Genomic DNA, 14,564 nt, shown 5'->3' on the forward strand with positions numbered 1-14,564 from the left:
TAGAGAAATGAGCGAGCTCAATAATTTCGAATTTGCCGTTCCCATCCATATCGACGGAGGCACCGGGCATGTGCATGTTTTCTGGTCCTGCGATGCTTCACAAATTCAACGGTTTCTAAAGGAACGATATGATTTAATTGGGCCTGATCGAGATAGTTGGGAAGGCGTTTGTATTGCTTTTCCGGAACTTGATGAGAAAGCGGGTTGCCCGACCGCATTGATTGCTTTGAGGATGTGGGAAGCAAATGCAGAGAAGTTTGCTCTGCTGGCGCATGAGTGTTTTCATGCGGCGGAGTGGATGCTTAAACAATCAGGATACAAACCGCCGACGGACTGGATGGATCTGCCACCAGAGGGAGGTCCAAGACAAGCCTGGGAGGACGCGGCTTATCTCTTGCAATGGATCATGCGGCGAAGTTTGGAGGGTATTTTAAATGATGCAGCAGGCTTCGTCTCTAGCACGATTAAAACTCCTGTGCGAGCTGGTGCTATCTAGAGAACTGCCCCAGGAGGATTTCACGCGTTTTAAGCCTAAATCGATCACACGAAGAGGTCTGAATAACTAACAATTTTCAGCTATTTTCTGGAAGTATCAAAGCAGACGGTAAGCTTATTGGGAAGTCCCTAGTATCAGTGGGTGATGTTTTCGCAGCAGGTTGTACAGTTTTTTTCTCAACTGACTCAGCAAGCCATTTATCCTCGGGGTCTTCTGGATTAAGTGCTCCCCATCCTCCCAAGGGGGTCCAAAGAAAAGAGCACTTTCTCCCTTTTTTTAATAACCATTGCACAAACTGTTTTCCCTCTTCGGTCAGTGAGATGAATTGTCCGCTTCCAGATGGGCGCACAATACCGGCGGCATGTAGGCGATCTCGGCCATATGCTGCAAATGATCCCGATCCTCTGATGCCACTATTTTTGGTTCGGTATATATATGAGGTGTTCCTCGGCATATCGATCTGAAGCTCATGCATCAATATAAGTGCCTGGCAGTCAGAGTCGTCAGCCATTGCATCAATTAATTCAAACCGAGTATCCTGTCCAGCTTGCTCACGCAACTTGGAATTTTCTTCGCTTAAGCGAACCACCTCAGTGCCCAAGCGGGCCAGTTCAGTCAGCACCTCAGGACCGGGCATATTAGTCGCTCGCACCCATCCAGGCATTGGATTCAAGTTTTTTTGTTTGCTGAGCGCTGCCAGAACTTTGCTTGTGAGACTATCTGAATTGGTCCAAAAGCTGACCATTTTAGACATGACTTTAGATTTGAACGCTTCCAATTTTGATCGGCTGTCTGCATCTGCATCAATCCAAACTGGAGGCCATTCAACATTCTTATCTAAGATAAAACCCAGCACAGGGACTCCACGTTCCACAGCATAATCATACTCGCGCTCAGTGAAAGATACATTTTCAAAAATGGTGCCATAGCGATGTGCCACAAGAACAATGTAATAATCACTCTGCTCGATTTGGCGTTTAATTAGTCTCCATTGAGATTCATCAGCAGCGCTAAACATTTCCATTCCAACAGGAATATCGCCAATTTCAAGAATCGACTTTGCTACACATTCTCGCTCCGAGCGAAGATCTTCAAATGTCGAACTGACAAAGATTTGGAATTTTTTTTCCATAAAGCAATTAATTGATAACCAAGAATCCGGTAGTGGTTTACTCAATAGTTATTTGTGTTTAATCTTTAAAGGCAAAGTAATTAAATATCTAATATAATTAGGTATTTCACAATGGTAGCGGCTGGACTTGGAAAAGGCAACTCTGAAAGACGGTAGGCAGGAATGACGAGCTTAGGATAGATAAGAGGGTAATGTATTTCTGGAGGTGGAACGAAATGGTGTATACGCTCCTCTCGAGTCCTGGGGATGGGTTAGGCCTAGGGTCAGTGGGCGCTGCTGGCATCCCGCTGGGATGCGGCGTGGTGAGAGGGGGTGGGGTTCCAGGGGTGTGCTCTCCCGCTTCGCGGGATCGCTGTACCTTGGCTACCGGCTGGGATGCCTCCGGCATCCGGGGAGGCCTATGGAGAATGCAGGAACGGAGCGTGGGAGGGACGGAACCCCGTTGGGGTTCGGTGATCCAAGAGCAGGATGGGCTCGGCTTCTCGATATCTGTGCTCTCGGTGACATCTGTGGTTGGCTTGGGATTGAAGGGGTGAATTTTTAAACCACTTATGCCCAGCAATGAACACTAATGTTCCAATCCCCAAACCTCTGTCTCTGACATTAGTGCCTATTAGTGAGCATGAGTGGTTAAAAATCTGAGCACTGAACACCGCCCCTCACCTCCCCTTCCTCCCCCGCTTCGCTTCCTGTTTCAGAAACAACGGCTCCAGGTTCTCGCGGATCCAGGCAAAGGCCGCCTCCAGACCCTCGCGCTGATAGATTATCCCGATGCCTGCCTCCACCTTGGTCGGGTTGCCCACGCAGTTGAGGAACTGGTTGCAGGTGAAGCGGATCTTCATTTCCGCATCCACCTTGCCATGAGTCCTGAGGATGAGGCTGCGCACATACAGCTCCAGCACCGCATCCCCCACCCACGCATCTTGACGCAATTGATCGAGGGCTTCGGACTGGGTAGGGTTCGCCATAAATTTGACGCCCGATCCTGGCGAATATCAGGAGCGGAGCAACACCGGACCGCAAGCTTCGTTGGGATTGTTTGAGCAGGTTGGCAGAAGCACTTGTCTTTGATGCGCCGCCCTTCGTATGTTTGGCTGCTATTGTACTTCTCATGAAAATGCGTTTCCTCATCCCCATCTCCGCCGCTCTGGCATTCACGGCCGCCGCTTCCGCCCAGGAGCTGGTACCGGATACCGTCCCGGCAGCGTCCCCGCCTCCCATTGAGGCCCCGCTCATCGATGAATGGGAAGGCATCGTCAATATTGAGGTCTCCGTGCTCGTCCCGGATTATCGCGAGCCCTGGAACTCCGGCCAGCCTTCCGGCGGCTCCGGCACCGGTTTTCTCATTGGGAAAAACCGCTTCCTCACCAATGCCCACGTCGTCAGCAATGCCTCCAAGTTGGTAATTCGGACGACCAATGACCCCGAGCCCCATCCCGCCCGTGTCGTCTTCGTCGCCCATGATTGTGACCTCGCCATCATCGAGGCGGAGGACGGATCCCACTTTGATAAATTGAAGCCCCTCACCTTCGGCGGCATTCCCAAACTGAATACCGAGGTCATCGCCGTCGGTTACCCCATCGGTGGAGACCGCATCTCCGTCACCCGGGGTGTCGTCTCCCGCATTGACTTCCGCCCCTTCAGCCACACGCAGGTGGATTCACACTTGGCCATCCAGGTGGATGCCGCCATCAATCCAGGCAACTCGGGTGGCCCCGTCATCCAGAGCGGCAAAGTCGTCGGTGTGGCCTTCCAGGGCTTCAGCGGTCGTGTGGCCCAGAATGTCGGCTACATCATCCCCGTCCCCGTCGTGGAGCGTTTCCTCAAGGATGTGGAAGACGGCACATATGACCACTATGTGGACCTGGCCGTCAGCGATTTCGCCATCGAAAACAGCGCGCAGAGAAAAGCCCTGGGCCTCAATGGCGGCGGCATCGGCGTCATGATCGCCGATGTGGAGCCTGCTGGCAGCGCGGGCGATATCCTGAAACGCGGCGATGTCCTCCTCTCCATGGATGACAACCCCGTCTTTAACAACGGCCTCATCCGCTTCGAAGGTGAGCTGATGGACATGAACGAAGTCGTCGAGCGCAAGTTCGCCGGAGACAAGCTCAAGCTCGCCTACCAGCGCGACGGCAAGAAGACCGAAACCGAAGTCACCCTCAAGCGCTTTGATCCCTATGTGAAGCTGGGTGAGCAATACGACCAGCGCCCCCGCTACGTCGTGTATGCCGGCCTCGTCTTCCAGCCCATGGACAAAAACCTCATGGATGCCCACCAGATCGCCGACCGCGCGGCTAACTACATGTTTGACAATTTCCTCACCGAAAAACTCTATGTCGAACGGCCTGAGCCCGTCCTCCTCACCACCATCCTGGCGGATGAAGTGAATACCTACATCACCCCTTATGCCCAGAGCGTGGTGGATGAGATCAACGGTGTGAAAATCAAGAGCCTCAAGGACGTCAAAGACGCCCTGGCCAAAAAAGGGGAAAAGCCCGGCTTCGTCGTCATCAAGCTCCTCGAAAAAGGCCGCCCCCTGGTGCTGAAGCGGGACTTCGCGGATGCCGCCCACCCGCGCATCATGCAGACCTATAACATCACGGAAGATGCCTACCTGGGCGCAGACTGATCTCAGCCCCTTCGCCCCTCATTCACTTCCCTTTTTCGCGACTCATGAAGCCTTTCTTTTTCCTCATCGCCCTCCTCGCCATCGGCAGTGCCCAGGCGCAGACCGCGCCCGCCACGCCCAAGTTCCTTCCCCTGCGGCCGAAAGACCCCGCACCACAGCCCGCTCAGTCCCCGCAGGCCGTCATCCAGACCAGCTCCCTGCTGAAGGTCAATGTCACCCATCAGAGTCACAATCTGCGCATCCCCTGGCAGAAAGAAGGCGCAGGCGGCAGGCGCGGCCTGGGCGTCGTCCTGGAGGGAAATCGCATCCTCGTCACCGGCCAGATGGTTAGTGATGCCACCTACATCGAGCTGGAGCTTCCAGAGAGCGGCCAAAAAATCCCCGCCCGCGTCATCGCTGTGGATTATGAGGCCAACCTGGCCCTCCTGGCCCCCAGCACCACGCCCGAGCGCACCGCAGCCTTCTTCACCGGCCTCCGCCCCATGGAGGTGGATACCTCCGCCCGCATCGGGGATACCCTCGTCGTCTGGCAGACCGGCCGCGTTGGCGAGCTCATCGTCACCCCCATGCGCATCAGCAAAGTGATGAACCAGGGCTACGTCGTGGAAAACGCCAGCTTCATTGTCTATGAAGCTCAGGGCATCATCCGCAGCGAGGCCAACAGCTTCACCCTCCCCGTCGCCAAAGGTGGAAAACTCGCCGCGCTGCTCCTGCGTTACGATTCCAAAAACCAGCTCGCCACCCTGCTACCCGCACCCATCATTGAGCACTTCCTCAAAGACGTGGCCGATGGCAAATACGACGGCTTCCCCTCCCTCGGCATTGAGTTCCAGATCACCCTGGATGACCAGTTCCGGGAATACTTGGGCATGACTCCTGACCAGCCCGGCGTCTATATCAGCTCCGTCACCAAAGGGGCCTCAGCCGAACAGGCCGGAGTAAAAAAAGGTGACATCATGCTCTCCATCAACGGTTCTGAAATCGACTCCCGTGGCGATTACCAGGACCCTCATTATGGCCCGCTCAGCGTCAGCCACATCGTTCGTGGAAAAGCCTTCGTGGGCGATGAAGTGGAAATGAAAGTCATGCGCGAGGGCAAGGAGATCACCCTCAAGGGTAAGCTCACCCGCAAACAGCCGGAGGATTACCTCGTCCTCCCCTACCAGTTCGATAAAGGCCCGCGTTACATCCTCAATGGTGGCCTCCTTTTCCAGGAACTCACCCGCCCGTATCTGAATTCCTTTGGCAACGAGCAGCAGGGTGGCCCCATCCTCCGCCTGGCCCGCATCGCTGGCAGCCCCGAAGAGTATGAAAAGAAAGGCCGCAAAAAAGTGGTCTTCCTCAGCGCCGTCCTCCCCACCACCAGCACCCAGGGTTACGAGCGCCTCAGCGGCCAGATCGTGGATGAAGTCAATGGCATGGCCATCACCCAGCTTGAGGACATCGCCGAAGCCTTCAAAAAACCTCAGGACGGTATCCACATCGTCCGCCTGGATCAATACCCCTTTGTCATCCACCTGGACGCCGCCAAAGTGGAAAAGGATAACCTCCAGCTCATCAACGGCATGTTCCGCATCAGCAGCCTCTCCCGCCTGGATTGAATCTCATCCTGTTAATCCTGTCAAAACCAGGCCGCCAAATCCAGCCCATGAAATACAGTTACGCCGAGCTCGCCGGCATGATTGACCACGCCTTGCTCCAGCCCGGCATGACCGATGCCGAGGCCGAAGCAGGCTGCATCCTCGCCGCAAAGTATGGCGTCGCCTCCGTTTGCGTGAAGCCCTGCTTCATCCCCCGCGCCGTGGACCTCCTGGGGGAAACGGGCGTCATCGTCGGTTGCGTCATCGGTTTCCCCGCCGGTAACAGTGCAACGGAGGTGAAACGCTATGAAACGCAAATCGCCTGCCAGGAAGGTGCCCGTGAAATCGACATGGTCATCAACATCGGCAAAGCTCTCTCTGGAGACTGGGACTATGTGGAGCGGGAGATCCAGATCATCGCCGATGAAGCCCACAAGCACGACGCCCGGCTGAAAGTCATTTTCGAAAACGACTACCTGCCCAAGGACGAAACGAAAATCCAGCTCTGCGAAATCTGCGGCCGCGCCGGGGCAGACTGGGTCAAAACCTCCACCGGTTACGGCTTCAACAAGCAACCCGATGGCAGCTACAATTACAAAGGGGCCACCGAGCATGACCTCCGCCTCATGCGCCAGCACAGCCCGGCCCATGTCCAGGTGAAAGCCTCCGGCGGCGTCCGCGACCTGGATGGCCTCATCCTCGTACGTGACCTCGGCTGCACCCGCCTGGGCACCAGTTCCACCCAGGCCATCCTGGACGAATACCGCCGCCGGGAGCGCTCGGGAGAATCAGGCTCCCTCTCAGCAGACATCGGCAAAGGTGGGTATTGAATACAGGATCCGCTAACAACAGGCATCTTTCTTTACTCATCCTAATCCGATAAATAAAGTGTTGCCACACTTTCTGTATTCAGTATAATTTACATAAATTATACAAGTGATCGCGTTAACCGGCAGCCCCCCGAATACCGCACCGCTGCACTTTCCAGCAGCGAGCAAGGAGCGTCCGGTCATCCCGCAGACAGCACCCCCGGTCGATCCTTCCATCCTGGCCGCTGCGGAAAAATCCGCCCGTTTTGAAGGTGAGCTGCAGGAGCTGAACATGAGGAATGCCCGGCTCGGTGCCTGGTTTGTCATGGTCCTTGTCCCCTTCTGTGCGGTGCTGGACTGGCTGGCCTACCCGGCGCATTTTTGGGAGTTTCTTTTGCTCCGCATCCTTTGCTCCTCCATGTGCATTCCGCTGCTGTTGGCGCTGGATCGTCCCTGGGCTGCGCGTTATCATCGTGTTTATCCTGTGATCCTGCCATTGCTGCCAGCCATGGCCATCTGCCTGATGATTTACTTCTCCGGCGATGGCAGCTCCAGCTACTACGCCGGGCTGATGCTCTGCCTGGTAGGTACCTCCTTTGTCTTCCACTGGACCTTCCGGGAGATCGGCCTCACCGTCGCCCTAGTCCTGGCCTTTTACCTAGCCGCCACCATCCCCAATCTGAATTTTAATGGAGACCCGCGCTCCATCGGCCTGTTCATCAATAACACGCTCTTCATCCTACTGACCTGCGTCATCCTGTATTGCGGCAGCCGCCAGCACCACGCCATCCGCCTGCGGGAGTTTGTGAACCGCTGCAAGGTCGAAGCCCAGCGTGAGGAGCTGGCCCGGCGCAATCAAGAACTGTCCGCCACCCTCAAGCGCCTGAAGGAAACCGAGGCTCAGCTCAATCAAAGTGAGAAGCTCGCCTCCATCGGCCGCCTCAGCGCAGGCATCGTCCACGAGATCAATAACCCTCTGAATTTCGTCAAATCCGCCCTCTTCGTCCTCAAAAAGAAGACGAAAAACATGCCGCCGGAAAGCGTCGAATCCGTCGCCCAGATCCTAGCAGATATTGGCGAAGGCGTGGACCGCGTGGCCTCCATCGTCTCGGACCTGCGCACCTTTGCCCATCCAGAAAACAAAGGATCCTCGCCCGTCAGCCTTCATCTGGCCCTGGCCAAAGCCGCCCGCCTCATGGCGCAGCAGGTCGGTGATTCCCAGGCAAAGCTCCACCTGGAAGTACCGGAGCATCTCACCGCTTTGGGGGATGAAAACCACATCATCCAGATCCTCATCAATCTCATTCAAAACAGCCTGGATGCCATGCAGCACCATCCCTCACCGGAGATCTTCGTGCGCGGGGCCAGGGATGGGGATGAGATTCTCCTTAGCGTCCGGGACAACGGACCCGGCATCCCGGAGGAGAGCCTGCAGCGCATCTTTGATCCTTTCTTCACCACCAAAGAAGTCGGCCAGGGCATGGGCCTCGGCCTCAGCCTCTGCTACCGCATGATGCAGGGCATGGGCGGCAGCATCACCCCTTTCAGTCAGCTCGGTACTTTCACTGAGTTCACTCTCCGTTTCAAACCCTCAGCCGCTCCCGCCCCCGCAGCTGTATGAATCCTTCCCCCCAATCCAGCTATCACGTCCTGTATGTGGACGATGAGGATAAAGCTCTCCATTATTTCCGGCAAATGTTCGAGGATGAATTCGTCATCCACACGGCCAATAACGCTGCTGATGGCTACCGTATCCTGGAGGCCTATGGCTCCCAGATCGGCGTCCTCCTGACGGACCAACGCATGCCCGGTGAAAGCGGCGTGGAGCTGATGGACCGCGCTCGCAAGCTCCATCCCAATCTCGTCCGCATCCTCGTCACCGCGTTTACCGACTACCAGACCGCCGTCCGTGCCGTCAACGAAGGCCGCGCTTACCGTTACCTGCACAAGCCCCTGGACCCGGAGCAGCTCGCCACTGTGCTCCGTCAGGGCATGGAGTATTATCACACCCTCCAGGAGCGCGAAAACCTGCTCACCCAAAATGCGGAGCACATCCGCAGCACCCTCATGGCGGACCGCGTGGCCGGCATGGGCATCATGGCGGAGGGGTTGAACCATCACCTCCGCAATGCCCTCACCGTCGTCCGCGCCTTCATTGACCTAGCCCCGATGAAGCTGATGGAAGAAATCGAAGGCCGTCCCCCACGCGACCCCAACTTCTGGGTGGAAACTCAGCACCAGGCCCAGGCCCAGATTGAGCGCATCCAGACACTCCTCAATCACCTCGCCCACGCTTCCCATTCCAGGAAACTCGTCCGTGAGGACACCATCGACCTCAGCGTCCTTCTGGAAGAAATGCTAGGCACTTACCTCGCCCATTTCCAGGAACGCAACATCCGGGTCGAGTTCGATATCTCTCCCGACCTCCCTCCCCTGCTCGTCCATGGGGAGCGCTTCCGCCAGCTCTGGCGTCTCATCTTGATTGAAGAAATCACCCATCTCCAGACCGGGGACAGGGTGCTCATCCGGGCCACCCGGGAAAAAGACCCCACCGGCCAGGACCAGGCCGTCATGGTCCTCAGTGACAACGGTGCCTGGGGAGCACAGGATCGTGCCGCAAATCTGTTCGATCCATTCTTTACCCGCAGTCGCAAGCCGGATGACTTTGGCGTCAACATGATGGCCTGTTACGTCACCCTCCACCTCCACGGAGGCAGCATTGAAGCCAAGCGCCTGGAACCCCAGGGACTGGAACTCACCATGCGCTTACCTCTGGATCCCACCCAGAGCACTCAGGAGGCCGACGATTTTTTTCTTCGCGCCACCCAGCATGAGCAGCGGTGGCAGAAACGCGAAGAACTGGCCGCTTAAGCGCTAGCTTCCAAAAATATCATCAGGTGAAAGGCGGGAGCAGACGCTGCCCTCGTCTATCTCAGATCGCGTCTTCAGCGACAGGCGAAGCCAAAGTATTCCAGAGCTTTAGCCAGCCAAAACCGCACTTCCATTTTGGTTTCCCATTCAACCTTCCTCAGCGATGGCGTGCGCCTGAAGGTCTTCGAGATTCACCCATTCGATGGCCGATGAATGAGTGGCTTCGAGGCAAACCGGCGGGGCGACGCCGGCGTCAAAAGCTTCTTTCCAGCGAGTGACGCAGAGGCACCAGCGGTCCCCAGGCTGGAGGCCGGGAAAGTCCCATTGGAGGGATGGGGTGGAAAGGTCGTTGCCATGAGCGCGGGAAAATTCCAGAAACTCAGCCGTGACCTGTACGCACACGGTGTGCAGGCCAGTATCTCCTGCGCCTGTGCGGCAGTAGCCGTCCCGGTAAAAGCCGGTCATAGGCTGGCGGCAGCAGCATTGCAATTCTTGGCCGAGGACGTTCGTGGGCATGGGGGAAAGGGGACAGGATGGGGGCCGCGTCACGTGATTTTTTCCCGTGGGCGGATTCTGCAAAGCGGGCCGTGCCCTGTGCAGTTACCGGGAGGCGGTGAGGCTCCCGCCCTTGGCGCGCTGAAGACCCCAGGACATAAGCGCACGGCCATCGTCCCAGATGTATTTGGTCTGCGTGCCTAACTGGACAAGGATGACATCCCGCCCGCGATAGCTGGCTGTGGAAATAAGGCAGCGGCCGCTGGCCACGGTATAACCCGTTTTCATCCCGTTGCACTCAGGCATGTTGCCCAGGAGATTGTTGGTGCTCTTGAGGGTGACCGTATTGCCATTGTTTCTGCGGAAGGTGTAATATGACCTGCGCACGGCATCCCGGATGATGGGGTTGCGGTAGGCGGCCATGGAGATGCGGGCCATGTCCCGGGCGGTGGAATATTGACCGCTGACGGTGAGGCCGTGAGGGTTTTTGAAATTGGAATTTGAGCAGCCCAGGGAGCGGGCCTTGGCATTCATTTTACCGGCAAAGGCGCTGATGCTGCCAGCATTATCCCTGGCCAGCACATTGGCCACATCGTTGCAGCTTTTGATGAGGAAGGCATACAGCAGGTGGCGGCGGGTATAGACTTCCCCCGGACGCAGGCCCAGGCAGGTCGGCTCCACCTTCACATCGGCGGCAGTGACAGTGACCGGTTTATCCAGGTTACCCGCATCCAGGATGACTAATGCGGTGACCAGCTTTTGAGTGCTGGCCACAGCGCGTGCAGATTCCGCATTCTTGGAGGCCAAGTGCCTCCCGGTGTGCGCATCGATGAGCAGGTAAGCCGCCGCATGGATGGCTGGGCTGCCCGAGGTGGCGATGAGCTGCGGAGCGGCCTCCACGTCCCACCCGGGATGATAAGTGGCCGGGACGTAAGCAGCTGGGGAGGCAATGGGGTAAGCAGCCTGGACATACCCGGTATTGCTGCTGAAATCCCCTCCGCCCATGTGGCGCACGGTCCGCTGCGGACTGGGGCTGGAGCAAGCCGACAGGAGGGTGATCAAAAGTCCCGAGCAGGAGACCAGAAGGAAGCGAGAAAGGGGTGCGAGCATACGAGGGGGGAAAGAGTAAACGTTCGCCACGTGGCGCAAGTTTAATGCCTTTGTGAAACTTGTTGTTCATCTACGCGGTTAGGCCGCCGGGTGTCAACCCTGAGTGACTGCGCGAACACGGCGTCCACAGGGCGTTTTTCGTCTTGCTTGTGACGGCGTCCGCGCTCCGAATGAGACATGGCACTGATCATTAACGGCGAAGAAATCGACGACGAAGTCATTGAGGGAGAATTCCGCAATGTGAAGGGGCACTATGAACGCATGCTGCAAGTGTCCTGCTGTGAGCGGGACCAGGAGTTCCGGGGTTATGCCAAGGACAACCTGATTTCACGCGTGTTGCTGAACCAGGAATCCGTGCGCCGATTCCCCACCGTGGAGGAGGCTGAGGTGACAGCCCGGCTGGAAAAACTGATCGCTGAGGCAGGTGGCGAGACGCAGTTTTACATGAATATCGGCATGCCGTACAAGGATGAGGCCGTGGTACGGGAAAACGTGCAAGGCGGCGTGCGCCTGGACAAAATGCTGGGGGATGTCTATGGCCCGGAGCCAGTATTCAGCGAGGAGGAATTGCATGCAGCCTATGAGCGGGACCTGCCACTGTACATGACGGAGGAGATGATCCAGGTGGCCCACATCACGAAGAATCTGCAGGGCGCACAAAGCCGGACAGAGGTCTTCAAGACCATGCGTGACCTCCGCACCCAATTGCTGGCCGGGGCGGATTTCATGAAACTCGCGGAGGAAAACCGGGCGGATGACCAGCAGCAGATCGACCTGGGCTGGTTCAAGCGTGGAGAGTTCATGGAGGAGTTTGAAGTCATCGCCTTTTCCATGGGGGAAGGAGAGATCAGCCCTGTCTTCACCACCCAGCTAGGCTTTCACCTGTGCACCGTGCGTGGCCGCAAGACCCCGGAGGCCATCCCCTATGCAGCCGTGAAAGAAGCCGTGCGCCAGCGCCTGCTGGAGGCGCACAAAGATGCGAAGTTTAACGAACTCATCGCCAAGCTGAAATCTGAAGCAAAGATCGAAGACACCGAGCCTGAGGAAGGCGGGCACTGAAGCCAGGCCTGATGGGCATCCAACTCCAGGGCATAAATAAAACGTCCGATTTCAGGGAGCACCTGAAATCGGACGTGAAATAATGAGGCGTTCAGCCGGGAAACAATTAACGGCTGAAGTCGCTGATGGGCAGAAGCTCAGCAGAGACCGGAGTCAGGCCACTGGTGGTGGTCATGGCGGCGAGGCCGTCGTCTTCAAAATGCTGGCTCAGCAGGATGCCACTGATTTCCAAGACCTCGTCCTGAGGCATGGCTTTTTTGATCAGGTCGCTTTCCAGATCAAGGGCAAAAGCAGGCTTCTTTTGTAAGATGGAAGGGACAGAATCAGCGGAAGCGAGGTTGAAGTTCGATCCGTTGCTGGTGGTATTGCCAACAATGTTCAGCGTGCCCCAAGCGGCGACCACAGCAAAAGCAGCGGTAGCACCCGCGGTGGCCCACTTTGGAGAAACCAAGTCGCTGAAGAAAGTGTTCACACGCTCCCAGAGGAGGTCACGGGCGGAAAGACGCATGATTTCCGAGCGCTGCCGCTCCCGAAACTGAGCCAAGAAGTCTTCCACAAAATCATCTCCGGGTGTCTCATACTGTTTGAGTCGTAGCAGCCTTTGGATGTTTTCGAATTCGTTCATAGGTGGTGCGTCGGAGTTAGCGGGAACTTAGTTGATGAAGCAGGAAGTGTGTCACTTTACGAAATCTTCCAAGTATGTTTGGAGGAGCCGGTGTGCGTAGAAAAGTCTGGACCTCACAGTTCCTTCGGACACACCGAGAATCTTGCTGATCTCGTTGTGCTGAAGTCCCTGGACGTCGTAGAGCGTGACTACGGTGCGGTGGTCTTCTGACAGCTTCATCATAGCTGTGTTCAATCTTTTTTGCAGCTCATGGATGTTCACCTCGCGTACAGTGTCGCGATTGGCGGTGGTGATGCTGATGAAATCCGGGTCGTTATGGATGCCGCTGTCCACATCATCCAGGCTGATTTTGGCATGACGCCCCCGTTTTTTGAGGAAATTCAGGGTCATGTTCACCGAGATCGAATAGATCCAGGTATAAAAAGAGGATTTCCCCATGAACCGCTTCAGGGAGCGATAAGCCTTGGCAAAAATGTCCTGGAGGAGGTCGGCGGTATCCTCGCGGTTGGAGGTCATGTTATACACCAGACCGTACAGCTTGGGGGTGTATTTGCGCACCAGCTCATCAAAGGCGCGGGTATCCCCTGCCTGGGCACGCTCGACAAGCGCGCGGTCTTCCGCTGCGCTGCTATTGACTGGGGGCTGATCCGTCGGGGTCTCCATGCGTCCACTGATCGCACGATCCGAATCGCGTGATTCCTCAAGCAAACCACCCATCGGGGGATCAGACAAGCTTTTCTTGGGGGCAAGAGTGGGATTCACGGTCGGGAAAGACTTACGGCCACATAATCGCAGCCAGGTAAGATACGCTTGCGAAGGGTAATCGTGGCCGTATTTACGCCAAATTCGCTGAGGATGCACTGGGCCATCTCGGCGGCCAACGTCTCAATGAGCTGCCGGGGCCGCTCTGCGGCGAGCTGGCGCAGGCGCAGGGCTACGGCGGAATAATCCACCGTGCGGGACAGATCGTCCTGCATTTCCTCAAAACGTGAGCCTAATCCCAGGGTGATATCCGCCTGCAGGGTCTGCCAGGCCGCGCGCTCCTCCTCCGGCACGCCGATTTGTACAGGCAGGTCCAGACCCTGAAGGTGGATGGCATCTGGGGCGGGAGAGGTCATGCGGGGATTGTCGGCGAATGCATGAGCAGTGTCAAAGCGGACAGATTTTTCACCAAGATGTCCGGATCCGCCGTCATGAGAGTGGAGACGGATTCATACCCTGTGGCAGTGGCGATGGTGGTGAGCCCCCCTGCCCGGCCCGCCAGGATGTCATGACGCATATCGCCAATGAAGGCTGTCTCCTGCGGCAGCAGATGATGCTGACGAAGCAGGTGATGGACGTGAGCGCATTTATCAATGATGCCGCAGTGATAATGCTTGAAGTAATGGGCCACCCCATTGGTCTCCGCCTGCGCCAGCACATGCTCCATGGGCGCACTGCTGCAAATAAACATGCGGCGACCAGTGGCCGCGGCGAATTCCAAAAAGCCCTCCGCATGCTCGATCATCGGCACGGCATGCTGGTCCTCATTGGGGAAATGCTCCAGATAAAGCGCCTGGAGATCCGCCAGCGGCACGTCCGGCAGGATGTGCCGGTAAAATTCGGTATAAGGAAGCTGGAAGACCTCACGAAACTGCTCGCGAGTAAAAGCAGGCTTGTCGTAATGATGAAGCACCCGGTTGGTCGCAGCCACCACCGCGCCCAGGTCATCCGCCAGGGTGCCTGACCAGTCCAGAATGAGATTGCGAATCATGG

General features: G+C 56.7%; 15 protein-coding genes. 7 read left to right on the forward strand and 8 right to left on the reverse strand.

The window, feature by feature from the left end:
* Window positions 1–7 precede the first annotated feature (7 nt).
* The gene (locus EI77_RS17565; protein WP_133796607.1) at window positions 8–496 is read left to right on the forward strand and encodes a hypothetical protein; all 489 of its coding nucleotides are present in this window, start codon (window positions 8–10) and stop codon (window positions 494–496) included.
* A 76-nt stretch (window positions 497–572) separates the two neighbouring features.
* On the opposite strand, the gene EI77_RS17570 is transcribed toward EI77_RS17565, so the two are convergent.
* Together EI77_RS17570 and EI77_RS17575 are read right to left on the reverse strand one after the other, a co-directional pair.
* Window positions 573–1,628, reverse strand: a complete 1,056-nt coding sequence (locus EI77_RS17570) for a DUF4062 domain-containing protein (RefSeq protein WP_133796608.1) — start codon at window positions 1,626–1,628, stop codon at window positions 573–575.
* A 659-nt stretch (window positions 1,629–2,287) separates the two neighbouring features.
* Window positions 2,288–2,596: a ribonuclease III domain-containing protein gene (locus EI77_RS17575; protein ID WP_133796609.1), complete on the reverse strand. Its 309-nt coding sequence runs from the start codon at window positions 2,594–2,596 to the stop codon at window positions 2,288–2,290.
* 143 nt (window positions 2,597–2,739) lie between these two features.
* On the opposite strand from EI77_RS17575, the gene EI77_RS17580 reads away from it, so the two are divergent.
* The 5 genes from EI77_RS17580 to EI77_RS17600 all read left to right on the forward strand — a co-directional run bounded on the left by EI77_RS17580 (window position 2,740) and on the right by EI77_RS17600 (window position 9,520).
* Window positions 2,740–4,260: a S1C family serine protease gene (locus EI77_RS17580; RefSeq protein ID WP_133796610.1), complete on the forward strand. Its 1,521-nt coding sequence runs from the start codon at window positions 2,740–2,742 to the stop codon at window positions 4,258–4,260.
* A 44-nt stretch (window positions 4,261–4,304) separates the two neighbouring features.
* On the forward strand, window positions 4,305–5,861 hold the full coding sequence (locus tag EI77_RS17585) for a PDZ domain-containing protein (protein ID WP_133796611.1): 1,557 nt from the start codon (window positions 4,305–4,307) through the stop codon (window positions 5,859–5,861).
* 47 nt (window positions 5,862–5,908) lie between these two features.
* The gene (gene deoC, locus EI77_RS17590; RefSeq protein WP_133796612.1) at window positions 5,909–6,670 is read left to right on the forward strand and encodes a deoxyribose-phosphate aldolase; all 762 of its coding nucleotides are present in this window, start codon (window positions 5,909–5,911) and stop codon (window positions 6,668–6,670) included.
* A 106-nt stretch (window positions 6,671–6,776) separates the two neighbouring features.
* Window positions 6,777–8,270 (forward strand): sensor histidine kinase, encoded by a 1,494-nt coding sequence (locus EI77_RS17595; protein WP_133796613.1) that lies wholly within the window; start codon window positions 6,777–6,779, stop codon window positions 8,268–8,270.
* On the forward strand, window positions 8,267–9,520 hold the full coding sequence (locus EI77_RS17600) for a hybrid sensor histidine kinase/response regulator (protein ID WP_133796614.1): 1,254 nt from the start codon (window positions 8,267–8,269) through the stop codon (window positions 9,518–9,520). The genes EI77_RS17595 and EI77_RS17600 overlap by 4 nt, the downstream gene beginning before the upstream one ends.
* A 147-nt stretch (window positions 9,521–9,667) precedes the next feature.
* On the opposite strand, the gene EI77_RS17605 is transcribed toward EI77_RS17600, so the two are convergent.
* Complete coding sequence (locus tag EI77_RS17605; RefSeq protein WP_133796615.1) at window positions 9,668–10,036, reverse strand: DUF2237 family protein; 369 nt, start codon at window positions 10,034–10,036, stop codon at window positions 9,668–9,670.
* A gap of 84 nt (window positions 10,037–10,120) precedes the next feature.
* Window positions 10,121–11,125: a D-alanyl-D-alanine carboxypeptidase family protein gene (locus EI77_RS17610; protein ID WP_133796616.1), complete on the reverse strand. Its 1,005-nt coding sequence runs from the start codon at window positions 11,123–11,125 to the stop codon at window positions 10,121–10,123.
* A 177-nt stretch (window positions 11,126–11,302) separates the two neighbouring features.
* Between EI77_RS17610 and EI77_RS17615 the strand changes: the two genes are divergently transcribed.
* A complete protein-coding gene (locus EI77_RS17615) occupies window positions 11,303–12,184 on the forward strand; it encodes a peptidylprolyl isomerase (RefSeq protein WP_133796617.1) in 882 nt (293 codons plus the stop codon).
* Between the two features lie 106 nt (window positions 12,185–12,290).
* Here the strand turns inward: EI77_RS17615 and EI77_RS17620 are convergent, their stop codons facing one another.
* From EI77_RS17620 to EI77_RS17635, 4 genes are read right to left on the reverse strand one after another with little or no spacing between them, the layout of a single operon-like run.
* Window positions 12,291–12,809, reverse strand: a complete 519-nt coding sequence (locus tag EI77_RS17620) for a hypothetical protein (RefSeq protein WP_133796618.1) — start codon at window positions 12,807–12,809, stop codon at window positions 12,291–12,293.
* Window positions 12,810–12,860: 51 nt separating this feature from the next.
* Complete coding sequence (locus EI77_RS17625; protein ID WP_243838915.1) at window positions 12,861–13,541, reverse strand: sigma-70 family RNA polymerase sigma factor; 681 nt, start codon at window positions 13,539–13,541, stop codon at window positions 12,861–12,863.
* Window positions 13,542–13,567: 26 nt separating this feature from the next.
* Window positions 13,568–13,927, reverse strand: a complete 360-nt coding sequence (locus EI77_RS17630; protein ID WP_133796619.1) for a dihydroneopterin aldolase — start codon at window positions 13,925–13,927, stop codon at window positions 13,568–13,570.
* Window positions 13,924–14,562, reverse strand: coding sequence for an HAD family hydrolase (locus EI77_RS17635; protein ID WP_133796620.1), 639 nt, complete (start codon window positions 14,560–14,562; stop codon window positions 13,924–13,926). Before EI77_RS17635 ends, EI77_RS17630 begins: the two co-directional genes overlap by 4 nt.
* Window positions 14,563–14,564: the final 2 nt, after the last annotated feature.

This window comes from Prosthecobacter fusiformis (genome assembly GCF_004364345.1).
Taxonomy (GTDB): Bacteria; Verrucomicrobiota; Verrucomicrobiia; order Verrucomicrobiales; family Verrucomicrobiaceae; genus Prosthecobacter; species Prosthecobacter fusiformis.

Bases quoted from the DNA above. Each gene is read 5' to 3' on its own strand.
- EI77_RS17565 (WP_133796607.1), top strand. From the start codon at position 8: ATGAGCGAGCTCAATAATTTCGAATTTGCCGTTCCCATCCATATCGAC.
- EI77_RS17570 (WP_133796608.1), bottom strand. From the start codon at position 1,628: ATGGAAAAAAAATTCCAAATCTTTGTCAGTTCGACATTTGAAGATCTT.
- EI77_RS17575 (WP_133796609.1), bottom strand. From the start codon at position 2,596: ATGGCGAACCCTACCCAGTCCGAAGCCCTCGATCAATTGCGTCAAGAT.
- EI77_RS17580 (WP_133796610.1), top strand. From the start codon at position 2,740: ATGAAAATGCGTTTCCTCATCCCCATCTCCGCCGCTCTGGCATTCACG.
- EI77_RS17585 (WP_133796611.1), top strand. From the start codon at position 4,305: ATGAAGCCTTTCTTTTTCCTCATCGCCCTCCTCGCCATCGGCAGTGCC.
- deoC (WP_133796612.1), top strand. From the start codon at position 5,909: ATGAAATACAGTTACGCCGAGCTCGCCGGCATGATTGACCACGCCTTG.
- EI77_RS17600 (WP_133796614.1), top strand. From the start codon at position 8,267: ATGAATCCTTCCCCCCAATCCAGCTATCACGTCCTGTATGTGGACGAT.
- EI77_RS17605 (WP_133796615.1), bottom strand. From the start codon at position 10,036: ATGCCCACGAACGTCCTCGGCCAAGAATTGCAATGCTGCTGCCGCCAG.
- EI77_RS17610 (WP_133796616.1), bottom strand. From the start codon at position 11,125: ATGCTCGCACCCCTTTCTCGCTTCCTTCTGGTCTCCTGCTCGGGACTT.
- EI77_RS17615 (WP_133796617.1), top strand. From the start codon at position 11,303: ATGGCACTGATCATTAACGGCGAAGAAATCGACGACGAAGTCATTGAG.
- EI77_RS17620 (WP_133796618.1), bottom strand. From the start codon at position 12,809: ATGAACGAATTCGAAAACATCCAAAGGCTGCTACGACTCAAACAGTAT.
- EI77_RS17630 (WP_133796619.1), bottom strand. From the start codon at position 13,927: ATGACCTCTCCCGCCCCAGATGCCATCCACCTTCAGGGTCTGGACCTG.
- EI77_RS17635 (WP_133796620.1), bottom strand. From the start codon at position 14,562: ATGATTCGCAATCTCATTCTGGACTGGTCAGGCACCCTGGCGGATGAC.